Source organism: Aquipuribacter aurantiacus, assembly GCF_051216895.1.
Classification (GTDB): Bacteria; Actinomycetota; Actinomycetes; order Actinomycetales; family JBBAYJ01; genus Aquipuribacter.
In genome coordinates, this window is record NZ_JBPKAO010000002.1 from 136,297 (window position 1) to 157,092 (window position 20,796).

The following is a 20,796-nucleotide window of genomic DNA, read 5'->3' on the forward strand; positions in this document are numbered from 1 at the left end:
CCGCCGGCTCCCACCTCCTGACGAGCGACGAACGCAACGAGAGAAGGAATTTGTGCTCGACGTCAACTTCTTCGACGAGCTCCGCATCGGCCTGGCCACCGCCGACAACATCCGCGCGTGGTCGCACGGCGAGGTCAAGAAGCCGGAGACCATCAACTACCGCACCCTGAAGCCGGAGAAGGACGGGCTCTTCTGCGAGAAGATCTTCGGTCCGACCCGGGACTGGGAGTGCTACTGCGGCAAGTACAAGCGGGTCCGGTTCAAGGGGATCATCTGCGAGCGCTGCGGCGTCGAGGTGACCCGCGCCAAGGTGCGTCGTGAGCGGATGGGCCACATCGAGCTCGCCGCCCCCGTCACCCACATCTGGTACTTCAAGGGCGTCCCCAGCCGTCTGGGCTACCTCCTGGACCTGGCGCCCAAGGACCTCGAGAAGGTCATCTACTTCGCGGCCTACATGATCACGTCGGTCGACGACGACGCGCGCCACCGCGACCTGTCGAGCCTGGAGACGGGCATCGTCAACGAGAAGGCCGAGATCGAGCGCCGTCGTGACGGCGAGATCGACGAGCGCGCCAAGCGTCTCGAGGGCGACCTGGCCGAGCTCGAGGCCGAGGGCGCCAAGGCCGACGTGCGCCGCAAGGTGCGCGAGGGCGCCGAGCGCGAGATGTCGCAGATGCGCCGTCGCGCCACGCAGGAGCTCGACAAGCTCGAGGCGGTCTGGGACCGGTTCAAGAACCTCAAGGTCCAGGACCTCGAGGGCGACGAGCAGCTCTACCGCGAGATGCGCCTGCGCTTCGGCATGTACTTCGAGGGCGGGATGGGTGCGGCTGCGCTGCAGAAGCGCCTGGAGACCTTCGACCTGGACGCCGAGGCCGTGTCGCTGCGCGAGACGATCGCCACGGGCAAGGGCCAGAAGAAGACCCGTGCCCTCAAGCGGCTCAAGGTCGTCAGCGCGTTCCTGTCCACCACCAACTCGCCCATGGGCATGGTGCTGGACTGCGTCCCGGTCATCCCGCCGGACCTGCGCCCGATGGTGCAGCTGGACGGTGGCCGGTTCGCGACGTCGGACCTGAACGACCTGTACCGCCGGGTCATCAACCGCAACAACCGCCTCAAGCGGCTGCTGGACCTCGGTGCGCCCGAGATCATCGTCAACAACGAGAAGCGCATGCTCCAGGAGGCCGTCGACGCGCTGTTCGACAACGGCCGCCGCGGGCGGCCCGTCACGGGTCCCGGCAACCGTGCGCTCAAGTCGCTGTCCGACATGCTCAAGGGCAAGCAGGGCCGGTTCCGCCAGAACCTGCTGGGCAAGCGCGTCGACTACTCCGGCCGTTCGGTCATCGTCGTCGGCCCGCAGCTCAAGCTGCACCAGTGCGGCCTGCCCAAGCAGATGGCGCTGGAGCTGTTCAAGCCCTTCGTCATGAAGCGCCTGGTCGACCTCAACCACGCCCAGAACATCAAGTCCGCCAAGCGGATGGTCGAGCGCTCGCGCTCGGTCGTGTGGGACGTGCTGGAAGAGGTCATCAGCGAGCACCCCGTGCTGCTGAACCGGGCGCCCACGCTGCACCGCCTCGGCATCCAGGCCTTCGAGCCCCAGCTGGTCGAGGGCAAGGCCATCCAGATCCACCCGCTCGTCTGCACGGCGTTCAACGCCGACTTCGACGGTGACCAGATGGCCGTGCACCTGCCGCTGAGCGCGGAGGCGCAGGCCGAGGCCCGCATCCTCATGCTCTCCAGCAACAACATCCTCAAGCCGTCGGACGGTCGTCCGGTGACCATGCCCACCCAGGACATGATCATCGGCCTGTACCACCTGACCAAGGACATGCCCGAGGAGACCGTCGGCACCGGCCGCGTCTTCTCCTCGGTGTCCGAGGCCCTGATGGCGCTGGACCGCAAGGAGATCCACATCGGCTCCAAGGTCCGGATCCGCATCCCGGACCTGGTCCCGCCGCTGGACTGGCAGGCGCCGGAGGGCTACGTCGAGGGCGAGAACATCACCCTGGACACCACCCTCGGTCGCACGCTGTTCAACGAGGCGCTGCCGTTCAGCTTCCCCTTCGTCAACTACACCGTCGACAAGAAGAAGCTGTCCTCGATCGTCTACGACCTCGCCGAGCGCTTCCCCAAGGTGCAGGTCGCGGCGTCCCTGGACGCGCTCAAGGAGGCCGGTTTCCACTGGGCCACCCGTTCGGGCACGACGGTCGCGCTGTCGGACGTCATCGCCCCGGCGAACAAGAAGGAGCTCCTCGAGGCCTTCGAGACCCGGGCCGACAAGGTCCAGAGCCAGTACGAGCGCGGTCTGATCACCGACGACGAGCGTCGTGGTGAGCTGATCGAGATCTGGACCGAGGCGACCGACGTGGTCTCCCAGGCCATGGAGGACAACCTCACCGACACCAACACCATCTACCGCATGGTCACCTCGGGAGCCCGGGGCAACATGATGCAGATGCGTCAGATCGCCGCCATGCGCGGCCTGGTCGCCAACCCCAAGGGCGAGATCATCCCGCGGCCGATCAAGTCGAACTTCCGCGAGGGCCTGTCGGTGCTCGAGTTCTTCATCTCCACCCACGGTGCCCGCAAGGGCCTCGCGGACACCGCCCTGCGCACCGCCGACTCGGGGTACCTGACCCGTCGTCTGGTGGACGTCAGCCAGGACGTCATCGTCCGCGAGGAGGACTGCGGCACCGAGCGCGGCCTGGTCATGCCGATCGCGTCCGACAACGCCGAGGGCGTCCTCACCAAGGACGAGCACGTCGAGTCCACGGTGTACGCCCGCAGCCTGGCCACGGACGTGGAGGTCGACGGCGAGACCATCGCCACGGCCAACACCGACCTGGGCGACATCGTCATCGACTCGCTCATCGCGGCGGGGGTGCACGAGGTCAAGGTGCGCTCCGTCCTCACCTGCGAGAGCCACGTCGGTACGTGCGCGCTCTGCTACGGCCGTTCGCTGGCCGCCGGCAAGCTCGTCGACATCGGCGAGGCCGTCGGCATCGTCGCGGCCCAGTCGATCGGTGAGCCCGGTACGCAGCTGACCATGCGTACCTTCCACACCGGTGGCGTGGCCGGCGACGACATCACGCAGGGCCTGCCCCGCGTCGTCGAGCTGTTCGAGGCGCGCACCCCCAAGGGCAACGCCCCGATCGCCGAGGTGACCGGGCGCGTGCGCCTGGAGCGCAACGAGGCCGACGTCGTCACCGCCGTCACGGTGGTGCCGGACGACGGCAGCGAGGAGATCGAGGTCGCCGTCAGCTCCCGCTCCAAGCTCCTCGTCAAGGACGGCCAGAACGTGGTCGTCGGCGAGCAGCTGACCGCGGGTGTGGTCGACCCCAAGCAGGTCCTGCGCCTGCTGGGGCCGCGCAAGGTGCAGCAGCACCTGGTGGACGAGGTCCAGCGGGTCTACCGCAGCCAGGGCGTGACGATCCACGACAAGCACATCGAGGTCATCGTCCGCCAGATGCTCAAGCGGGTGACGATCATCGACTCCGGCGACGCGAACCTGCTGCCGGGCGAGCTGACCGAGCGCACGCGCTTCGAGACGACCAACCGCGAGGTGGTGCGCAACGGCGGCAAGCCCGCGTCGGGCCGCCCCGAGCTGATGGGCATCACGAAGGCCTCCCTGGCGACGGAGTCGTGGCTCTCCGCGGCGTCGTTCCAGGAGACCACCCGGGTGCTCACCGACGCGGCGATGAACGCCAAGTCGGACCCGCTGGTCGGGCTCAAGGAGAACGTCATCATCGGCAAGCTCATCCCCGCCGGCACCGGCCTGGCTCGCTACCGCGACGTCACGGTCGAGCCGACGGAGGAGGCGAAGGCAGCCATGTACACGCTGCCCAGCTACGACGACGCCGACTACACGCCGTTCGGTTCCGGCAGCGGGCAGGCAGTGCCCCTGGAGGACCTGGACTTCGGCGGCAGCTACCGCTGACGCACCTCGGGCCGGCATCCCCCTGACGGGGGGTGCCGGCCCGGTGCGCAGGCGTTTTGACCGGGCAGGCTCGGGATAGGTACCCTCTCCCGAGTCGCCCGGTCTGACCGGGTCATCGCGCGTGCCACAGCAACACACGTGCAGCAAGCGCGACACGCCCGAGTGCGGGGGTCAGACGGACCCCGCCGGCCAGGCAACATCCACGACATCAAGTAGGGAGTACCGCAGCGGTGCCCACGATCCAGCAGCTGGTCCGCAAGGGCCGCCAGGACAAGCCGGTGAAGAACAACACGCCTGCGCTCAAGGGTTCGCCCCAGCGCCGTGGTGTCTGCACCCGCGTCTACACGACCACGCCCAAGAAGCCGAACTCGGCGCTGCGCAAGGTCGCTCGCGTGCGCCTGAGCAACGGCATCGAGGTCACCGCCTACATCCCCGGTGTCGGCCACAACCTGCAGGAGCACTCCATGGTGCTCGTGCGCGGCGGCCGGGTGAAGGACCTGCCCGGCGTCCGCTACAAGATCGTCCGCGGCTCGCTCGACACCCAGGGTGTCAAGAACCGCAAGCAGGCTCGCTCGCGCTACGGCGCGAAGAAGGAGAAGAGCTGATGCCCCGCAAGGGTCCCGCCCCGAAGCGGCCGCTCGTCGTCGACCCGGTGTACAACTCGCCGCTGGTCACGCAGCTGGTCAACAAGGTGCTCCTCGACGGCAAGAAGTCCGTCGCCGAGCGCACGGTGTACGGCGCGCTCGAGGGCGCCCGCGCCAAGACCGGCAACGACCCGGTCATCATCCTCAAGCGCGCGCTCGACAACGTGAAGCCGGCCCTCGAGGTCCGCTCGCGTCGCGTCGGTGGCTCCACCTACCAGGTGCCCGTCGACGTGCGTCCCGCCCGGTCCACCACGCTGGCCCTGCGCTGGCTCGTGGGCTTCTCCCGCGCCCGTCGCGAGAAGACGATGACCGAGCGGCTCATGAACGAGATCCTGGACGCCAGCAACGGCCTCGGCGCCTCCGTCAAGCGACGCGAGGACATGCACAAGATGGCCGAGTCCAACAAGGCGTTCGCGCACTACCGCTGGTGAGGTCGGCGGCGCCCACGAGGCGCCGCCCCTCCCGCGGCGAAGGGTGCCCGCAGACGGTCACCCCACCGCCAGCTCCATCGGCACGCATCAGCCAGACGGCTCATCTGCTCTTCAGTCAGCCCAGCGAGGAAGGCCCACCGTGGCTCAGGACGTCCTGACCGACCTCACCAAGGTCCGCAACATCGGGATCATGGCGCACATCGACGCCGGCAAGACCACCACGACCGAGCGGATCCTGTTCTACACCGGGATCAACTACAAGATCGGCGAGGTGCACGACGGCGCCGCGACGATGGACTGGATGGAGCAGGAGCAGGAGCGCGGCATCACCATCACGTCGGCCGCGACGACCTGCTTCTGGGAAGGCGCCCAGATCAACATCATCGACACGCCCGGCCACGTCGACTTCACCGTCGAGGTCGAGCGGAGCCTCCGCGTGCTGGACGGCGCCGTCGCGGTGTTCGACGGCAAGGAGGGCGTGGAGCCCCAGTCGGAGACCGTCTGGCGTCAGGCCGACAAGTACGACGTCCCCCGCATCTGCTTCGTCAACAAGATGGACAAGCTGGGCGCGGACTTCTTCTTCACGGTCAAGACGATCGTCGACCGCCTGGGCGCGACGCCGCTGGTCATCCAGCTGCCGATCGGCGCCGAGAACGACTTCATCGGTGTCGTCGACCTCGTCTACATGCGTGCCCTGACCTGGCGCGGCGACACCGGCAAGGGCGAGGCGTACGAGATCGAGGAGATCCCGGCCGACCTGGCCGACCAGGCCGCGGAGTACCGGGCCGCCCTCATCGAGGCCATCTCCGAGGCGGACGACGTCCTGCTCGAGAAGTACATGGCCGGCGAGGAGCTCACGCCCGAGGAGATCAAGGCCGCGATCCGGAAGATGACGATCGCCTCCGACGTCTACCCGGTGCTGTGCGGCTCGGCGTTCAAGAACAAGGGCGTCCAGCCCATGCTCGACGCCGTCCTGGACTACCTGCCCACGCCGCTGGACGTGCCGCCGATGATCGGCCACGACGTCCGCGACGAGGAGAAGGAGATCATCCGCAAGCCGGACGCCTCCGAGCCCTTCTCCGCGCTGGCGTTCAAGGTCGCCTCGCACCCGTTCTTCGGCAAGCTCACCTACGTCCGGGTCTACTCCGGCCGGGTGGCTGCGGGCTCCGGTGTCGTCAACTCGACCAAGGGCAAGAAGGAGCGCATCGGGAAGCTCTTCCAGATGCACTCCAACAAGGAGAACCCGGTCGACGACGCCCAGGCCGGCCACATCTACGCGATGATCGGCCTGAAGGACACGACGACCGGCGACACCCTGTGCGACCCGCAGGACCAGGTCGTCCTGGAGTCCATGACCTTCCCGGACCCGGTCATCTCGGTGGCCATCGAGCCCCGGACGAAGTCCGACCAGGAGAAGCTCTCCATCGCCATCCAGAAGCTGGCCGAGGAGGACCCCACCTTCCAGGTCGAGCAGGACGAGGAGACCGGCCAGACCATCATCAAGGGCATGGGCGAGCTGCACCTCGACATCCTCGTGGACCGCATGCGGCGCGAGTTCAAGGTCGAGGCCAACGTCGGCAAGCCCCAGGTGGCGTACCGCGAGACGATCCGCCGCACGGTGGAGAAGTACTCGTACACCCACAAGAAGCAGACCGGTGGCTCGGGTCAGTTCGCCAAGATCCAGTTCACGATCGGCCCGCTGGTGGACCCCGAGGAGGGCGCCACCTACGAGTTCGAGAACAAGGTCACCGGTGGTCGTGTCCCGCGCGAGTACATCCCCAGCGTCGACGCCGGCTTCCAGGACGCCATGCAGGTCGGCATCCTGGCCGGTTACCCGATGACCGGCGTGAAGGCGACGCTGACCGACGGGGCCGCGCACGACGTCGACTCCTCGGAGCTGGCCTTCAAGATCGCCGGCTCGGCCGGGTTCAAGGAGGCGGCCCGCAAGGCGGACCCCGTCCTGCTGGAGCCGATCATGGCCGTCGAGGTGCGCACGCCCGAGGAGTACATGGGCGACGTCATCGGCGACATCAACTCCCGCCGTGGGCACATGCAGTCCATGGAGGACGTGTCGGGGGCCAAGAGCGTCAAGGCCACCGTCCCGCTGTCGGAGATGTTCGGCTACGTCGGCGACCTGCGGTCGAAGACCCAGGGGCGCGCGGTGTACACCATGCAGTTCGACTCCTACGCCGAGGTCCCCAGGAACGTCGCCGACGAGATCGTCAAGAAGATCCGCGGCGAGTGAGACCTCGCGGGCGGTCTAGTCTTTGACCGGCCGTGCGTGAAGAACGACTGAACGAGACCACCACCGCACTGCACACCTACGACCACCGTCGGGCGAACCCGTCGGCGGAGATCAGTCCGAGGAGGAGCCCCAGTGGCTAAGGCGAAGTTCGAGCGGACCAAGCCGCACGTCAACATCGGCACCATCGGTCACATCGACCATGGCAAGACGACGCTGACCGCGGCCATCACCAAGGTGCTCCACGACAAGTACCCGGAGCTGAACGCCGCTTCGGCGTTCGACCAGATCGACAAGGCGCCGGAGGAGCGCGAGCGGGGCATCACGATCTCGATCGCGCACGTCGAGTACCAGACCGAGTCGCGGCACTACGCGCACGTCGACTGCCCCGGTCACGCCGACTACATCAAGAACATGATCACCGGTGCGGCCCAGATGGACGGCGCGATCCTCGTGGTCGCCGCGACCGACGGCCCGATGCCCCAGACCAAGGAGCACGTCCTCCTGGCCCGCCAGGTCGGCGTCCCCTACATCGTCGTCGCCCTGAACAAGGCCGACATGGTGGACGACGAGGAGATCCTCGAGCTCGTCGAGGTCGAGGTCCGCGACCTCCTCAACCAGTACGAGTTCCCCGGCGACGACCTTCCCGTGGTGCGCGTCTCCGCGCTCAAGGCGCTGGAGGGCGACAAGGAGTGGGGCGACAAGCTCCTCGAGCTCATGGACGCGGTCGACACCGCCATCCCCGAGCCCGAGCGCGCCATCGACCAGCCGTTCCTCATGCCCATCGAGGACGTCTTCACCATCACCGGTCGTGGCACGGTTGTCACCGGTCGCGCCGAGCGTGGTGTCCTCAAGGTCAACGAGGAGATCGAGATCGTCGGCATCAAGGACACCTCGACCCGGACCACGGTCACGGGCGTCGAGATGTTCCGCAAGCTGCTCGACGAGGCCCGTGCGGGTGAGAACGTCGGTCTGCTGCTGCGCGGCATCAAGCGCGAGGACGTCGAGCGCGGCCAGGTCGTCGTCAAGCCCGGCTCGATCACGCCCCACACGGACTTCGAGGCCCAGGTCTACATCCTGAGCAAGGACGAGGGTGGGCGTCACAACCCCTTCTACTCGAACTACCGTCCGCAGTTCTACTTCCGCACCACCGACGTCACCGGCGTCATCACGCTGCCCGAGGGCACCGAGATGGTCATGCCCGGCGACGACACCCAGATGACGGTGGCGCTGATCCAGCCCATCGCCATGGAGCAGGGTCTGCGCTTCGCCATCCGCGAGGGTGGCCGCACGGTCGGCGCGGGTCGCGTCACCAAGATCATCAACTGATCCTCAGACGGCGGCGTCCCGGTTCTCCGGGGCGCCGCCGTCGTGCGTCGGGGGAGCGGGCGGTCGTCGGCGGGCCGTGACCCCGACGCGAGGACCAGCCGGTTTGGATCAGGCGCCGCGGTCTGTCAGACTGTCGCGGTTGCCCGGTGCACCTCGGTGCCCACCAACGGCCTCAGGGTCGGGGGGACGGCAGCACACACGAAGAACGCGAGCCGACCAGAACGTGGACAGGGCGACACGCCCGACCGCGGGGGTCGGACACCGGGCCGGAGTACCGGCCCACCCCAGACCAGAGCACGACCACCGGATGGCGGCCCCACGCGGCCGGGAACCGGTACCGAAGAGAGAGAGTGGATGACGCCATGGCGGGACAGAAGATCCGCATCAGGCTCAAGGCCTACGACCACGAGGTGATCGACTCCTCGGCGCGCAAGATCGTCGAGACCGTGATCCGTACCGGTGCCTCCGTGGCCGGCCCCGTGCCGCTGCCGACGGAGAAGAACGTGTACTGCGTCATCCGCTCGCCGCACAAGTACAAGGACAGCCGCGAGCACTTCGAGATGCGCACCCACAAGCGGCTCATCGACATCCTCGACCCGACGCCCAAGACGGTGGACTCGCTCATGCGGCTGGACCTCCCCGCGGGCGTCGACATCGAGATCAAGCTCTGAGGGATCGACTGTGACTGTGGAGAGAGAAGTGCGGGCCCTGCTGGGCCGCAAGCTCGGCATGACCCAGGTGTGGAACGCGGACAACGTCCTCGTGCCCGTCACGGTCGTCGAGGCAGCCGGAAACGTCGTCACCGACGTCAAGACCAAGGACAAGGACGGCTACGCGGCCGTGCAGCTCGGCTACGGGCGCATCGACCCGCGCAAGGTCAACAAGCCGATGTCCGGTCACTTCGAGCGTGCGGGTGTCCCGCCGCGCCGTCACCTGGTGGAGGTGCGCACCACCGGTGCGTTCGACCTCGGCCAGGAGGTGGGGCTGGAGTCCTTCGTGGACGGTGACGTCGTCGACGTCGTCGGGACCACCAAGGGCAAGGGCACCGCGGGCGTCATGAAGCGCCACGGGTTCAAGGGCGTCAGCGCCAGCCACGGCTCCCACCGCAACCACCGCAAGCCCGGGTCGATCGGCGCCTGCGCCACCCCGGGTCGCGTCTTCAAGGGCGTGCGGATGGCCGGGCGGATGGGTCACGAGCGTCAGACCACCCAGAACCTGCTGGTGCACGCCGTGGACGTCGAGCGCGGCTACATCCTCGTCAAGGGCGCCGTCCCCGGCCCCCGGGGCTCCGTCGTGCTCGTCGCGACCGCCTCGAAGAAGACCCGGAAGGAGGCCTGACATGGCCACGGCCACCAAGCCGGCCGCCGCGTCGACCGACACCGACGGCACGCTGAGCGTCAAGGTGCTCGCGGCGGACGGCTCGAGCTCGCGCACCATCGACCTGCCCGCGGAGCTGTTCGCCGTCCAGACGAACATCCCGCTGATCCACCAGGTCGTCGTCGCGCAGCTCGCTGCCGCCCGTCAGGGCACGCACAAGACCAAGAACCGTGGGGAGGTCTCCGGCGGCGGCAAGAAGCCGTACCGCCAGAAGGGGACCGGCCGGGCCCGTCAGGGCTCGACCCGCGCGCCGCAGTTCGCCGGTGGTGGCGTCGTCCACGGCCCCACCCCGCGCGACTACTCGCAGCGGACCCCCAAGAAGATGAAGGCCGCCGCCCTGCGCGGGGCCCTGTCGGACCGGGCCCGCCACAGCCGCATCCACGTGCTGGAGTCCCTGGTGACCGGTGAGCTGCCCTCGGCGGCCTCCGCCCGCAAGGCTCTCGCCGCGGCCAGCAGCCGCAGCAACCTGCTCGTCCTGGTCAGCCGGGACGACGAGCTGTCGTGGAAGAGCGTGCGCAACCTCGCGGGGCTGCACGTGCTCGCCGTGGACCAGCTCAACACCTACGACGTGCTGTGCAGCGACGACCTCGTGTTCGTGGGCTCGTCCCTGGACGAGTTCATCGCGGCCCGCACCACCGGCAACGAGGAGGCGACGAAGTGACCGAGTCGAGCTTCGCCCACGTCGGCAAGGACCCGCGCGACATCCTGCTGGCGCCCGTCGTCAGCGAGAAGTCCTACGGCCTGCAGGAGGAGGGGAAGTACACCTTCCTCGTCGACCCGCGCGCCTCGAAGACCGAGATCAAGATCGCGGTCGAGAAGGTCTTCGGCGTCAAGGTCGCCGGCAAGGGCGTCAACATCATCAACCGTCAGGGCAAGGCGCGTCGCACGCGCTACGGCACCGGCAAGCGCAAGGACACGAAGCGCGCGATCGTCACCCTCCGCGAGGGCACGATCGACATCTTCGGTCCGGTCGCGTGATCTCGAGGACTGACTGACATGGCTATCCGCAAGTACAAGCCGACGACCCCCGGTCGCCGCGGCTCCTCCGTCGCAGACTTCGTCGAGGTCACGCGCAGCACGCCCGAGAAGTCGCTCGTCCGCCCCCTCACCAAGAAGGGCGGCCGCAACAACTCGGGCCGGATCACCACCCGCCACCAGGGCGGTGGCCACAAGCGCGCCTACCGCATCATCGACTTCCGTCGCCACGACAAGGACGGCGTCAACGCCAAGGTCGCGCACATCGAGTACGACCCCAACCGCACGGCGCGGATCGCGCTGCTGCACTACGTGGACGGCGAGAAGCGCTACATCCTGGCGCCGAACCGTCTGTCCCAGGGCGACGTCATCGAGAACGGCCCCGGGGCCGACATCAAGCCCGGCAACAGCCTGCCGCTGCGCAACATCCCGGTCGGCACCGTGCTGCACGCCATCGAGCTCCGTCCCGGTGGGGGCGCCAAGATCGCCCGCTCCGCCGGCACGAGCGTCCAGCTGGTCGCCCGTGAGGGCACCAACGCCCAGCTGCGGATGCCCTCGGGCGAGATCCGGAACGTGGACGTCCGCTGCCGCGCCACCATCGGCGAGGTCGGCAACGCCGAGCAGTCGAACATCAACTGGGGCAAGGCCGGCCGGATGCGGTGGAAGGGCAAGCGCCCGACCGTCCGCGGTGTCGTCATGAACCCCGTCGACCACCCGCACGGTGGTGGTGAGGGCAAGACCTCCGGTGGTCGCCACCCGGTCAGCCCGTGGGGCAAGCCCGAGGGTCGTACGCGCCGGTCGAACAAGGCCAGCGACAAGCAGATCATCCGTCGCCGCAAGTCCGGCAAGAAGCGCTGAGAGGAGTTGCGACGATGCCACGCAGCCTGAAGAAGGGCCCGTTCGTCGACGACCACCTGACCAAGAAGGTGGACACGCAGAACGAGGCCGGGACCAAGAACGTCATCAAGACGTGGTCCCGCCGCTCGATGATCGTGCCGGACATGCTCGGGCACACCATCGCCGTGCACGACGGCCGCAAGCACGTCCCGGTGTTCGTCACCGAGTCGATGGTCGGCCACAAGCTGGGCGAGTTCGCCCCCACCCGCACCTTCCGCGGGCACGAGAAGGACGACCGGAAGGGCCGTCGCCGCTGACGCGGCGACGCCCTCCGAGACAGGTCAGGAGCCAGATATGGAAGCCACGGCGAAGGCGCGCCACGTCCGCGTCACGCCCATGAAGGCCCGACGCGTCGTCGACCTCGTGCGCGGCAAGCGTGCGACCGATGCGGTCCAGGTCCTGCGGTTCAGCCCGCAGACCGCGGCCGAGCCGGTCCGCAAGCTCGTCGAGAGCGCGATCGCGAACGCACGGGTGGAGGCGGACAAGTACGGCGAGCGTTTCGTCGCCGACGAGCTCGTCGTCACCACGGCGTTCGTGGACGAGGGCCCCACGCTCAAGCGGTTCCAGCCGCGAGCGCAGGGTCGTGCGTTCCGCGTCCGCAAGCGAACCAGCCACATCACCGTGGTCGTCGCCTCTCCCGAGGTCTCCGCGGCCGGTGCCGGCACCGAGAGCACGAAGGGAGCCCGCTGATGGGTCAGAAGGTCAACCCGAACGGGTACCGGCTCGGCATCACGACCGAGCACAAGTCGCGTTGGTTCGCCGACTCGACCACCACGGGTCAGCGCTACAGCGACTACGTGGGCGAGGACGTCAAGATCCGCAAGCTCATGACCGTCGGTCTCGAGCGCGCCGGCATCGCCAAGGTCGAGATCGAGCGCACCCGTGACCGGGTCCGCGTCGACCTGCACACCGCGCGTCCGGGCATCGTCATCGGTCGCCGCGGCGCCGAGGCGGACCGCCTGCGCGGCGAGCTGGAGAAGCTCACGGGCAAGCAGGTCCAGCTGAACATCCTCGAGGTCAAGAACCCCGAGGGCGACGCCCAGCTGGTCGCCGTCGGAATCGCCGAGCAGCTGTCCAGCCGCGTGTCCTTCCGTCGTGCGATGCGCAAGGGCATGCAGTCCTCGCAGCGCGCCGGCGCCAAGGGCATCCGCGTGCAGGTCTCCGGTCGCCTCGGCGGCGCGGAGATGAGCCGCACGGAGTTCTACCGCGAGGGCCGGGTCCCCCTGCACACCCTGCGCGCCAACATCGACTACGGCTTCTTCGAGGCCAAGACGACGTTCGGTCGCATCGGCGTGAAGGTCTGGATCTACAACGGCGACAAGACCGCCAAGGAGCTCGCCCGCGAGCAGGCCTCGGCCGCGCCCCGTGGCGCCGGTCGTCGTCCCCCGCGTGGTGACCGTCCCGAGCGTCCCCAGCGCACCGAGCGCGGTCCCCGCAGCGAGGCCCCCGTCGAGGCAGCGGCTCCCGCCGCCGCCGAGGCACCCGCGGCCGCTCCCGCTGCGGAGGCGCCCGCCACCACCGGATCGGAGGCCTGACAGATGCTTATCCCGCGTCGCGTCAAGCACCGCAAGCAGCACCACCCGAGCCGCTCCGGAGCGGCCAAGGGCGGTACGCAGGTGACGTTCGGCGAGTGGGGCCTCCAGGCCCTCGAGCCGGCGTACGTCACCAACCGGCAGATCGAGTCCGCTCGTATCGCCATGACCCGCCACATCAAGCGTGGCGGCAAGGTCTGGATCAACATCTACCCGGACCGCCCCATCACCAAGAAGCCCGCCGAGACCCGCATGGGTTCGGGCAAGGGCTCGCCGGAGTGGTGGGTCGCCAACATCAAGCCGGGCCGTGTCATGTTCGAGCTGAGCTACCCCAGCGACGACGTCGCCAAGGAGGCGCTCACCCGTGCCATGCACAAGCTGCCCATGAAGTGCCGCATCGTGCAGCGTGAGGGTGGTGACATCTGATGTCGGTCGGTAGCAAGGACCTCGCCCCCGAGAACCTCCGCACCTTCGACGACGCCAGGCTGGTCGAGGAGCTCCGCAAGGGCAAGGAGGAGCTGTTCAACCTGCGCTTCGCCTCGGCCACGGGGCAGCTCGAGAGCCACGGCCGCCTCAAGGCGGTCAAGCGAGACATCGCTCGGATCTACACCGTGATGCGTGAGCGCGAGCTCGGCATCACCACCCAGGAGGTCGCATCATGAGCACCGACGCACCCAAGGCTGTCGAGGCCGCTCAGGCTGCGACGTCCGAGCGTGGCAACCGCAAGACCCGTCGCGGCTACGTCGTCAGCGACAAGATGGACAAGACCGCAGTGGTCGCCGTGGAGGACCGGGTCAAGCACCCCCTCTACGGCAAGGTCCTTCGTCGCACGAGCAAGGTCAAGGCGCACGACGAGGCCAACGCGGCCGGTGTCGGCGACCTCGTCCTGATCATGGAGACCCGCCCGCTGTCCGCGACCAAGCGCTGGCGCGTGGTCGAGGTCCTCGAGAAGGCTAAGTGAGGCAGCAGTGATCCAGCAGGAGTCCAGGCTCAAGGTCGCCGACAACACCGGTGCGAAGGAGATCCTCTGCATCCGCGTGCTCGGCGGTTCCGGCCGTCGCTACGCGGGTATCGGGGACACCATCGTCGCCACCGTCAAGGACGCGATCCCCGGTGGCAACGTCAAGCGGGGTGACGTCGTCAAGGCCGTCATCGTGCGCACCGTCAAGGAGCGCCGCCGTCCCGACGGCTCGTACATCAAGTTCGACGAGAACGCCGCCGTCATCCTCAAGGGCGACGGCGACCCCCGCGGCACCCGCATCTTCGGCCCGGTGGGCCGCGAGCTGCGTGACAAGCGGTTCATGAAGATCATCTCGCTGGCACCGGAGGTGCTCTGATGGCTAGTCGCGGCACGTTCCGCATCAAGAAGGGCGACACGGTGGTCGTCATCGCCGGCGCCCGCCAGTCGCGCGGTGGTGACCGGGGCAAGACCGGCAAGGTCCTGTCCGTCAACCACGAGACCAACCGGGTCCTCGTCGAGGGCATCAACCGGGTGACCAAGCACGTGAAGGCCGGCCAGACCGGTCGCGGCTCGCGCACCGGCGGCCTCATCCACACCGAGGCCCCGGTCCACGTGTCGAACGTGGCCCTGGTCGACCCCGAGTCCGGCAAGCCCACGCGCGTCGGCATCCGCGTCGAGACGCAGGAGCGCGGCGGACGGGAGCGCAACGTGCGCGTCCGCGTCGCCCGTCGCTCCGGCAAGGACATCGCATGAGCACCGAGACCACCGAGACCACCGAGACCCAGACCGACACCACCGAGGCCGCGCCCAAGCCCCGGCTCCAGGCGCGCTACCGCGAGGAGATCCTCCCCGCGCTGCTCGAGGAGTTCGGCTACGGCAACGTCATGCAGGTGCCGGGTGTCGTCAAGGTCGTCGTGAACATGGGCGTCGGCGAGGCCGCTCGCGACTCCAAGCTGATCGACGGCGCCGTCCGCGACCTCACGGCCATCACCGGCCAGAAGCCGCAGGTCACCAAGGCCCGCAAGTCGATCGCGCAGTTCAAGCTGCGCGAGGGCATGCCCATCGGGGCCCACGTCACCCTCCGCGGTGACCGCATGTGGGAGTTCCTCGACCGGCTGCTCACCGTCGCCCTGCCCCGTATCCGCGACTTCCGCGGTCTGTCGGGCACGCAGTTCGACGGTCGCGGCAACTACACCTTCGGTCTCGTGGAGCAGGCGATGTTCCACGAGATCGACCAGGACAAGGTCGACCGCGTCCGCGGGATGGACATCACCGTGGTGACGTCCGCGACCAACGACGACGAGGGCCGGAGCCTGCTGCGCAAGCTCGGCTTCCCCTTCAAGGCTGTCTGAGGAGAGGAGGACCGACCATGGCGAAGACCGCTCTGATCAACAAGGCCAACAAGACCCCGAAGTTCAAGGTGCGCGGCTACACCCGCTGCCAGAAGTGCGGGCGACCGCACTCGGTCTACCGCAAGTTCGGGCTGTGCCGCATCTGCCTGCGCGAGATGGCGCACGCCGGCGAGCTGCCCGGCGTCACCAAGTCGAGCTGGTGAGCAGGGCTCGTCCCTGACCCACCGCACCCGCACCACCCCCTGAACCACTCTCCACAGCGCCGAAGGTCCGAACCCGGAAACCGCGGCGAGAAAGGGCAGAAGCCCGATGACGATGACTGATCCGATCGCAGACATGCTCACGCGTCTGCGCAACGCCAACTCGGCGTACCACGACGACGTCTCCATGCCGTTCAGCAAGCTCAAGGCGAGCGTGGCCGACATCCTCAAGCAGGAGGGCTACATCGCCGGCTGGACCGTGGCCGACGCCGAGGTGGGCCGCACGCTCACCCTCCAGCTGAAGTTCGGCCCCTCCCGGGAGCGCTCGATCGCCGGCCTGCGCCGCGTGTCGAAGCCCGGCCTGCGGGTCTACGCCAAGTCGACCAACCTGCCCAAGGTCCTGGGTGGCCTCGGCGTCGCGATCCTGTCGACGTCGTCCGGGCTGCTGACCGACCGCCAGGCCGCCAAGAAGGGCGTGGGTGGGGAAGTCCTCGCCTACGTCTGGTGAGTCGAGAGCGGAGCTGAGGAGACACACATGTCGCGCATCGGCAAGAACCCCGTGCCCGTCCCCTCGGGCGTGACGGTGGACCTCGACGGTCCCCACGTCACGGTCAAGGGGCCCAAGGGCCAGCTCAGCCACGTCGTGGCCGAGCCCATCACCGTCATCAACGAGGACGGGTCCATCACCGTCAGCCGGCCGAACGACGAGCGTCGTTCCAAGTCGCTGCACGGCCTGACCCGGACCCTCATCGCCAACATGGTCACCGGCGTCACCGACGGATACGTGCGCAAGCTCGAGATCCACGGCACCGGCTACCGGGTCCAGGCCAAGGGCAGCAACCTCGAGTTCGCCCTCGGCTTCAGCCACCCCGTCACGATCGTGCCGCCCGCCGGCATCTCCTTCTCGGTCGAGAGCCCGACCCGTTTCACGGTGTCCGGCATCGACAAGCAGCAGGTGGGCGAGGTCGCCGCCAACATCCACAAGCTCCGTAAGCCCGACCCCTACAAGGGCAAGGGCATCCGCTACGAGGGCGAGCAGATCCGCCGCAAGGTCGGAAAGGCTGGGAAGAAGTAATGCCCACAGTCGTCGAGCGCAGCACGCGCCACGGTGGTCGGGGTCGCGTCGCGGCCCGTAGCCGTCGTCATCAGCGCGTCCGCAAGCACATCACCGGGACCACCGAGCGTCCGCGCCTGGTCGTCACCCGCTCCCTGCGCCACATCGTGGCGCAGGTGGTGGACGACACCACCGGCCGCACCCTGGCCTCGGCCTCCACCCTCGAGGCGGACCTGCGGGCCGCCTCCTCCGACAAGGTCGCCAAGGCCCGTGCGGTCGGCGAGCTCGTCGCCGAGCGCGCCCAGGCCGCCGGTGTGACCGCCGTGGTCCTGGACCGCAGCGGCAACAAGTACCACGGCCGTGTCGCGGCCGTGGCGGACGGCGCCCGCGAGAAGGGGCTGTCCCTGTGATCACCCGCCTCGTGACCGTGCACCCGATGGAAGGAACCCTCTGATGGCAGGACCCCAGCAGCGTCGCGGTGGCCCCCCCGGGGCCGGCGGCACCGCCGGTGGCACCGGCGGCCCCGAGGGCGGCCGCGAGCCGCGTCGCGGTGGCCGTGACGGCGGTCGTCGTGACGACCGCGGTGGCCGTGGTGGCGACGACCGCAACAACTACGTCGAGCGCGTCGTCGCGATCAACCGCGTCTCCAAGGTCGTCAAGGGTGGACGTCGGTTCTCCTTCACCGCCCTGGTCGTCGTCGGTGACGGCGACGGCATGGTCGGCGTCGGCTACGGCAAGGCCAAGGAGGTGCCCGCGGCGATCAGCAAGGGTGTCGAGGAGGCCAAGAAGAGCTTCTTCCGCGTCCCCCGCATCGCCGGCACCATCCCCCACGCGATCCAGGGCGAGAAGGCCGCGGGCGTCGTCCTGCTGCGTCCCGCCAGCCCCGGTACCGGCGTCATCGCCGGTGGCCCGGTCCGTGCGGTCCTCGAGGCCGCCGGGATCCACGACGTGCTGAGCAAGTCGCTCGGCTCCAGCAACGCGATCAACGTCGTGCACGCGACGGTCGCGGCCCTCAAGGGCCTCGAGCCGCCGGAGTCGGTGGCCGCTCGTCGCGGCCTGCCGATCGAGGACGTGGCCCCCGCCGCGCTGCTGCGTGCCCGGCAGGAGGCGTCCTGATCATGGCAACTGCACCCGGAACGCAGACCACCCTGCCCACCAAGAAGGCCGAGTCGACGACGACCACGCGTCTTCGGGTGACGCAGGTCCGGTCGACCATCGGTGGGACCGCCGGACAGCGGAACACCGTCCGGTCGCTCGGTCTCAAGCGCATCGGTGACGTCGTGGTGAAGGAGGACCGTCCCGAGATCCGCGGGATGGTCGTCACCGTGGCGCACCTCGTCTCGGTCGAGGAGGTCGAGTGACATGGCAAACCCCAGCAACGAGTCCGCGCTGAAGGTCCACCACCTGCGTCCGGCCCCCGGGGCCCGGACCGCGAAGACCCGTGTGGGTCGTGGTGAGGCCAGCAAGGGCAAGACCGCCGGTCGTGGCACCAAGGGCACCAGTGCCCGCTACCAGGTGTCCGCCGCCTTCGAGGGTGGTCAGACGCCGCTGCACATGCGTCTGCCCAAGCTCCGCGGCTTCACCAACCGGTTCAAGGTGACCTTCCAGGTCGTCAACCTCGACAAGCTGTCGGAGCTCTACCCCGACGGTGGCACCGTGACCCCGGCCGACCTGGTCGCCCGCGGCGCCGTCCGAGACAACGCCCCCGTCAAGGTGCTCGGCACCGGCGACGTGTCGTCGAAGCTCGAGGTGTCGGCGCACAAGTTCTCGGCGTCGGCCAAGGCCAAGATCGAGGCGGCGGGCGGCACGGCCACCACCGTCTGACCGACGCACCGTGCACCATCGCCGGGACCGTGCCGGCGTCGACTCCCACCATCAGGACCGGGGCCTCGTGCCCCGGTCCTGGTGTTAGGGTCCGACGCACGGAACGATCCTGGCTGATCAGGGCGGATCGACCGTCCGAGCCCGTTGGGCCCATCTGGAGGTAGTTCGTGGTCAGCCTCGGCGCGTTCGTCAGCGCTTTCCGGACCCCCGATCTGCGCGCGAAGATCCTCTTCACGCTCGGGATCATGGCGCTGTTCCGCTTCGGGTCGTTCATCCCGACGCCGGGCGTCGACTTCCGCAACGTCCGCGAGTGCCTGGCACTCGCCGAGACGTCGGGGGTGTTCGGCCTCATCAACCTCTTCAGCGGTGGGGCCCTGCTCCAGCTGTCGATCTTCGCCCTCGGGATCCTCCCGTACATCACGGCGAGCATCATCGTGCAGCTGCTGACGGTGGTCATCCCTCGCTTCGAGGAGCTGAAGAAGGAGGGCCAGACCGGCACCGCGAAGCTCACGCAGTACACGCGGTACCTGACGATCGGCCTCGCGATCCTGCAGTCCACGACCTTCGTGTCGCTGGCGCGGGACAACTCCATCTTCGGCGGCGCCTGCAGCCCCGAGCAGTTCCCCGTGATCCCGGACCAGAGCATCCCGATCCTGGTCCTGATGATCACCACCATGACCGCCGGTACCGGCCTGGTGATGTGGCTCGGGGAGCTCATCACGGCCAAGGGCGTCGGCAACGGCATGTCGCTGCTGATCTTCACCTCGATCGCCGCCACGTTCCCGAGCTCGCTGTGGGCCATCGCCACGCAGCAGTCCATCGAGACCATGCTCGTCGTGGTCGCGGTCGGCCTGGTCATCGTCGCCCTGGTCGTCCTGGTCGAGCAGAGCCAGCGCCGGATCCCGGTGCAGTACGCCAAGCGCATGGTGGGCCAGCGGGCCTACGGCGGCACCAGCACCTACATCCCGCTCAAGGTCAACATGGCCGGCGTCATCCCGGTCATCTTCGCCAGCTCGCTGCTGTACCTGCCGGCGCTGGTGTCGCAGTTCTCGCCGGAGTCGGAGTGGGCGCTGTGGATCGGCCGCTACTTCGTGACCGGTGACCACCCGTTCTACATGCTCGCCTACTTCCTGCTCATCGTGTTCTTCACGTTCTTCTACGTCGCCATCACGTTCAACCCGGACGACGTGGCCGAGAACATGCGCAAGTACGGCGGCTTCATCCCCGGCATCCGCGCCGGGCGCCCCACCGCGGAGTACCTCGACTACGTCATCACCCGCATCACGTTCCCGGGGTCGATCTACCTGGGCCTGATCGCCCTGATCCCGCTCGTGGCGATCGTCCTCGTCGGCGCCAACCAGAACTTCCCGTTCGGCGGTGCGTCCATCCTGATCGTGGTCGGCGTCGGGCTGGAGACCGTCAAGCAGATCCAGTCGCAGCTGCAGCAGCGCAACTACGAGGGGTTCCTTCGATGACCCGGCTCGTGCTGCTCGGCCCGCCCGGGGCGGGCAAGGGCACCCAGGCCGCGCGCGTCGCCGACACCCTTGGCGTCCCCGCGATCTCCACCGGGGACATTTTCCGTCGCAACGTGACGGAGGGCACCGAGCTCGGTGTCACCGCCAAGAGCTACATGGATGCCGGTGACTACGTGCCGGACTCGGTCACCAACGCGATGGTGGCCGACCGGCTCGCCCAGCCCGACGCGAGCGGCGGCTTCCTGCTGGACGGCTACCCCCGCACCGCGGACCAGGTCAGCGAGCTGGACCGGATGCTGTCGGCCGCGTCCGTGCAGCTGGACCACGTCGTGGAGATCACGGCTGACCCGGACGAGGTCGTCAAGCGGCTGACGATCCGCGCGGCCGAGCAGGGCCGCAGCGACGACACCGAGGAGGTGTTCCGCCACCGGTTCGAGGTCTACGCGGAGCAGACCGCCCCGCTGGCGCAGATCTACGCCGACCGCGGCCTGCTCGTGCAGGTCGACGGCATGGGCGAGGTCGACGACGTCACCCGCCGCCTGCTGGCGGCCATCGGCCGCGAGGGCTGA

The 20,796-nt window shown here is 68.6% G+C and carries 27 protein-coding genes and 1 pseudogene; all 28 read left to right on the forward strand.

Annotation, left to right across the window (positions count from 1 at the left end; genetic code table 11):
- Positions 1 to 52: 52 nt before the first annotated feature.
- The gene (locus tag ACR80Q_RS03425; RefSeq protein ID WP_435376160.1) at positions 53 to 3,934 is read left to right on the forward strand and encodes a DNA-directed RNA polymerase subunit beta'; all 3,882 of its coding nucleotides are present in this window, start codon (positions 53 to 55) and stop codon (positions 3,932 to 3,934) included.
- 230 nt (positions 3,935 to 4,164) lie between these two features.
- Positions 4,165 to 4,539: a 30S ribosomal protein S12 gene (gene rpsL / locus ACR80Q_RS03430; RefSeq protein WP_380167093.1), complete on the forward strand. Its 375-nt coding sequence runs from the start codon at positions 4,165 to 4,167 to the stop codon at positions 4,537 to 4,539.
- Entirely contained in the window at positions 4,539 to 5,009 is a 471-nt protein-coding gene (rpsG, locus tag ACR80Q_RS03435) for a 30S ribosomal protein S7 (protein WP_380167095.1), read from the forward strand. The genes rpsL and rpsG overlap by 1 nt, the downstream gene beginning before the upstream one ends.
- Positions 5,010 to 5,148: 139 nt before the next feature.
- Entirely contained in the window at positions 5,149 to 7,254 is a 2,106-nt protein-coding gene (fusA, locus tag ACR80Q_RS03440) for an elongation factor G (RefSeq protein ID WP_435376161.1), read from the forward strand.
- A gap of 132 nt (positions 7,255 to 7,386) precedes the next feature.
- Positions 7,387 to 8,580, forward strand: coding sequence for an elongation factor Tu (tuf, locus tag ACR80Q_RS03445; protein ID WP_435376162.1), 1,194 nt, complete (start codon positions 7,387 to 7,389; stop codon positions 8,578 to 8,580).
- Between the two features lie 362 nt (positions 8,581 to 8,942).
- Positions 8,943 to 9,251 (forward strand): 30S ribosomal protein S10, encoded by a 309-nt coding sequence (rpsJ, locus tag ACR80Q_RS03450; protein WP_340290715.1) that lies wholly within the window; start codon positions 8,943 to 8,945, stop codon positions 9,249 to 9,251.
- A gap of 16 nt (positions 9,252 to 9,267) precedes the next feature.
- On the forward strand, positions 9,268 to 9,918 hold the full coding sequence (gene rplC, locus ACR80Q_RS03455) for a 50S ribosomal protein L3 (RefSeq protein ID WP_435376163.1): 651 nt from the start codon (positions 9,268 to 9,270) through the stop codon (positions 9,916 to 9,918).
- A 1-nt stretch (position 9,919) separates the two neighbouring features.
- Positions 9,920 to 10,618 (forward strand): 50S ribosomal protein L4, encoded by a 699-nt coding sequence (gene rplD, locus ACR80Q_RS03460; protein ID WP_435376164.1) that lies wholly within the window; start codon positions 9,920 to 9,922, stop codon positions 10,616 to 10,618.
- Positions 10,615 to 10,935 (forward strand): 50S ribosomal protein L23, encoded by a 321-nt coding sequence (gene rplW / locus ACR80Q_RS03465; protein ID WP_380167103.1) that lies wholly within the window; start codon positions 10,615 to 10,617, stop codon positions 10,933 to 10,935. The genes rplD and rplW overlap by 4 nt, the downstream gene beginning before the upstream one ends.
- 18 nt (positions 10,936 to 10,953) lie before the next feature.
- Positions 10,954 to 11,790, forward strand: a complete 837-nt coding sequence (rplB, locus tag ACR80Q_RS03470; RefSeq protein WP_435376165.1) for a 50S ribosomal protein L2 — start codon at positions 10,954 to 10,956, stop codon at positions 11,788 to 11,790.
- Between the two features lie 14 nt (positions 11,791 to 11,804).
- Positions 11,805 to 12,086: a 30S ribosomal protein S19 gene (gene rpsS / locus ACR80Q_RS03475; RefSeq protein WP_435376166.1), complete on the forward strand. Its 282-nt coding sequence runs from the start codon at positions 11,805 to 11,807 to the stop codon at positions 12,084 to 12,086.
- A 37-nt stretch (positions 12,087 to 12,123) separates the two neighbouring features.
- Positions 12,124 to 12,519, forward strand: coding sequence for a 50S ribosomal protein L22 (gene rplV, locus ACR80Q_RS03480; protein ID WP_435376167.1), 396 nt, complete (start codon positions 12,124 to 12,126; stop codon positions 12,517 to 12,519).
- Positions 12,519 to 13,364, forward strand: coding sequence for a 30S ribosomal protein S3 (rpsC, locus tag ACR80Q_RS03485; RefSeq protein WP_435376168.1), 846 nt, complete (start codon positions 12,519 to 12,521; stop codon positions 13,362 to 13,364). The genes rplV and rpsC overlap by 1 nt, the downstream gene beginning before the upstream one ends.
- Before the next feature lie 3 nt (positions 13,365 to 13,367).
- Positions 13,368 to 13,787, forward strand: a complete 420-nt coding sequence (rplP, locus tag ACR80Q_RS03490; protein WP_380167115.1) for a 50S ribosomal protein L16 — start codon at positions 13,368 to 13,370, stop codon at positions 13,785 to 13,787.
- Positions 13,787 to 14,017, forward strand: a pseudogene (gene rpmC / locus ACR80Q_RS03495) (50S ribosomal protein L29); the annotation flags it as partial. The gene rplP and the pseudogene rpmC, both read left to right, overlap by 1 nt.
- Positions 14,018 to 14,019: 2 nt before the next feature.
- Positions 14,020 to 14,322, forward strand: a complete 303-nt coding sequence (gene rpsQ, locus ACR80Q_RS03500) for a 30S ribosomal protein S17 (protein WP_435376169.1) — start codon at positions 14,020 to 14,022, stop codon at positions 14,320 to 14,322.
- Between the two features lie 7 nt (positions 14,323 to 14,329).
- Positions 14,330 to 14,698, forward strand: coding sequence for a 50S ribosomal protein L14 (gene rplN, locus ACR80Q_RS03505; protein ID WP_380167121.1), 369 nt, complete (start codon positions 14,330 to 14,332; stop codon positions 14,696 to 14,698).
- The gene (rplX, locus tag ACR80Q_RS03510; RefSeq protein ID WP_435376170.1) at positions 14,698 to 15,075 is read left to right on the forward strand and encodes a 50S ribosomal protein L24; all 378 of its coding nucleotides are present in this window, start codon (positions 14,698 to 14,700) and stop codon (positions 15,073 to 15,075) included. Before rplN ends, rplX begins: the two co-directional genes overlap by 1 nt.
- A complete protein-coding gene (gene rplE, locus ACR80Q_RS03515; RefSeq protein WP_435376171.1) occupies positions 15,072 to 15,674 on the forward strand; it encodes a 50S ribosomal protein L5 in 603 nt (200 codons plus the stop codon). Before rplX ends, rplE begins: the two co-directional genes overlap by 4 nt.
- A gap of 17 nt (positions 15,675 to 15,691) precedes the next feature.
- Positions 15,692 to 15,877 (forward strand): type Z 30S ribosomal protein S14, encoded by a 186-nt coding sequence (locus ACR80Q_RS03520; protein ID WP_380167127.1) that lies wholly within the window; start codon positions 15,692 to 15,694, stop codon positions 15,875 to 15,877.
- A gap of 106 nt (positions 15,878 to 15,983) precedes the next feature.
- Positions 15,984 to 16,382 (forward strand): 30S ribosomal protein S8, encoded by a 399-nt coding sequence (gene rpsH / locus ACR80Q_RS03525; protein WP_380167129.1) that lies wholly within the window; start codon positions 15,984 to 15,986, stop codon positions 16,380 to 16,382.
- Between the two features lie 27 nt (positions 16,383 to 16,409).
- Entirely contained in the window at positions 16,410 to 16,949 is a 540-nt protein-coding gene (gene rplF / locus ACR80Q_RS03530; protein ID WP_435376172.1) for a 50S ribosomal protein L6, read from the forward strand.
- Positions 16,949 to 17,338, forward strand: coding sequence for a 50S ribosomal protein L18 (rplR, locus tag ACR80Q_RS03535; protein WP_435376173.1), 390 nt, complete (start codon positions 16,949 to 16,951; stop codon positions 17,336 to 17,338). Before rplF ends, rplR begins: the two co-directional genes overlap by 1 nt.
- Positions 17,339 to 17,381: 43 nt before the next feature.
- Entirely contained in the window at positions 17,382 to 18,044 is a 663-nt protein-coding gene (gene rpsE, locus ACR80Q_RS03540; RefSeq protein WP_435376174.1) for a 30S ribosomal protein S5, read from the forward strand.
- A 32-nt stretch (positions 18,045 to 18,076) separates the two neighbouring features.
- Positions 18,077 to 18,289: a 50S ribosomal protein L30 gene (rpmD, locus tag ACR80Q_RS03545; RefSeq protein ID WP_435376434.1), complete on the forward strand. Its 213-nt coding sequence runs from the start codon at positions 18,077 to 18,079 to the stop codon at positions 18,287 to 18,289.
- Between the two features lies 1 nt (position 18,290).
- Positions 18,291 to 18,752 (forward strand): 50S ribosomal protein L15, encoded by a 462-nt coding sequence (gene rplO / locus ACR80Q_RS03550; RefSeq protein WP_435376175.1) that lies wholly within the window; start codon positions 18,291 to 18,293, stop codon positions 18,750 to 18,752.
- A 167-nt stretch (positions 18,753 to 18,919) separates the two neighbouring features.
- Positions 18,920 to 20,227, forward strand: coding sequence for a preprotein translocase subunit SecY (gene secY / locus ACR80Q_RS03555; protein ID WP_435376176.1), 1,308 nt, complete (start codon positions 18,920 to 18,922; stop codon positions 20,225 to 20,227).
- Positions 20,224 to 20,796, forward strand: a complete 573-nt coding sequence (locus ACR80Q_RS03560; protein ID WP_435376177.1) for an adenylate kinase — start codon at positions 20,224 to 20,226, stop codon at positions 20,794 to 20,796. The genes secY and ACR80Q_RS03560 overlap by 4 nt, the downstream gene beginning before the upstream one ends.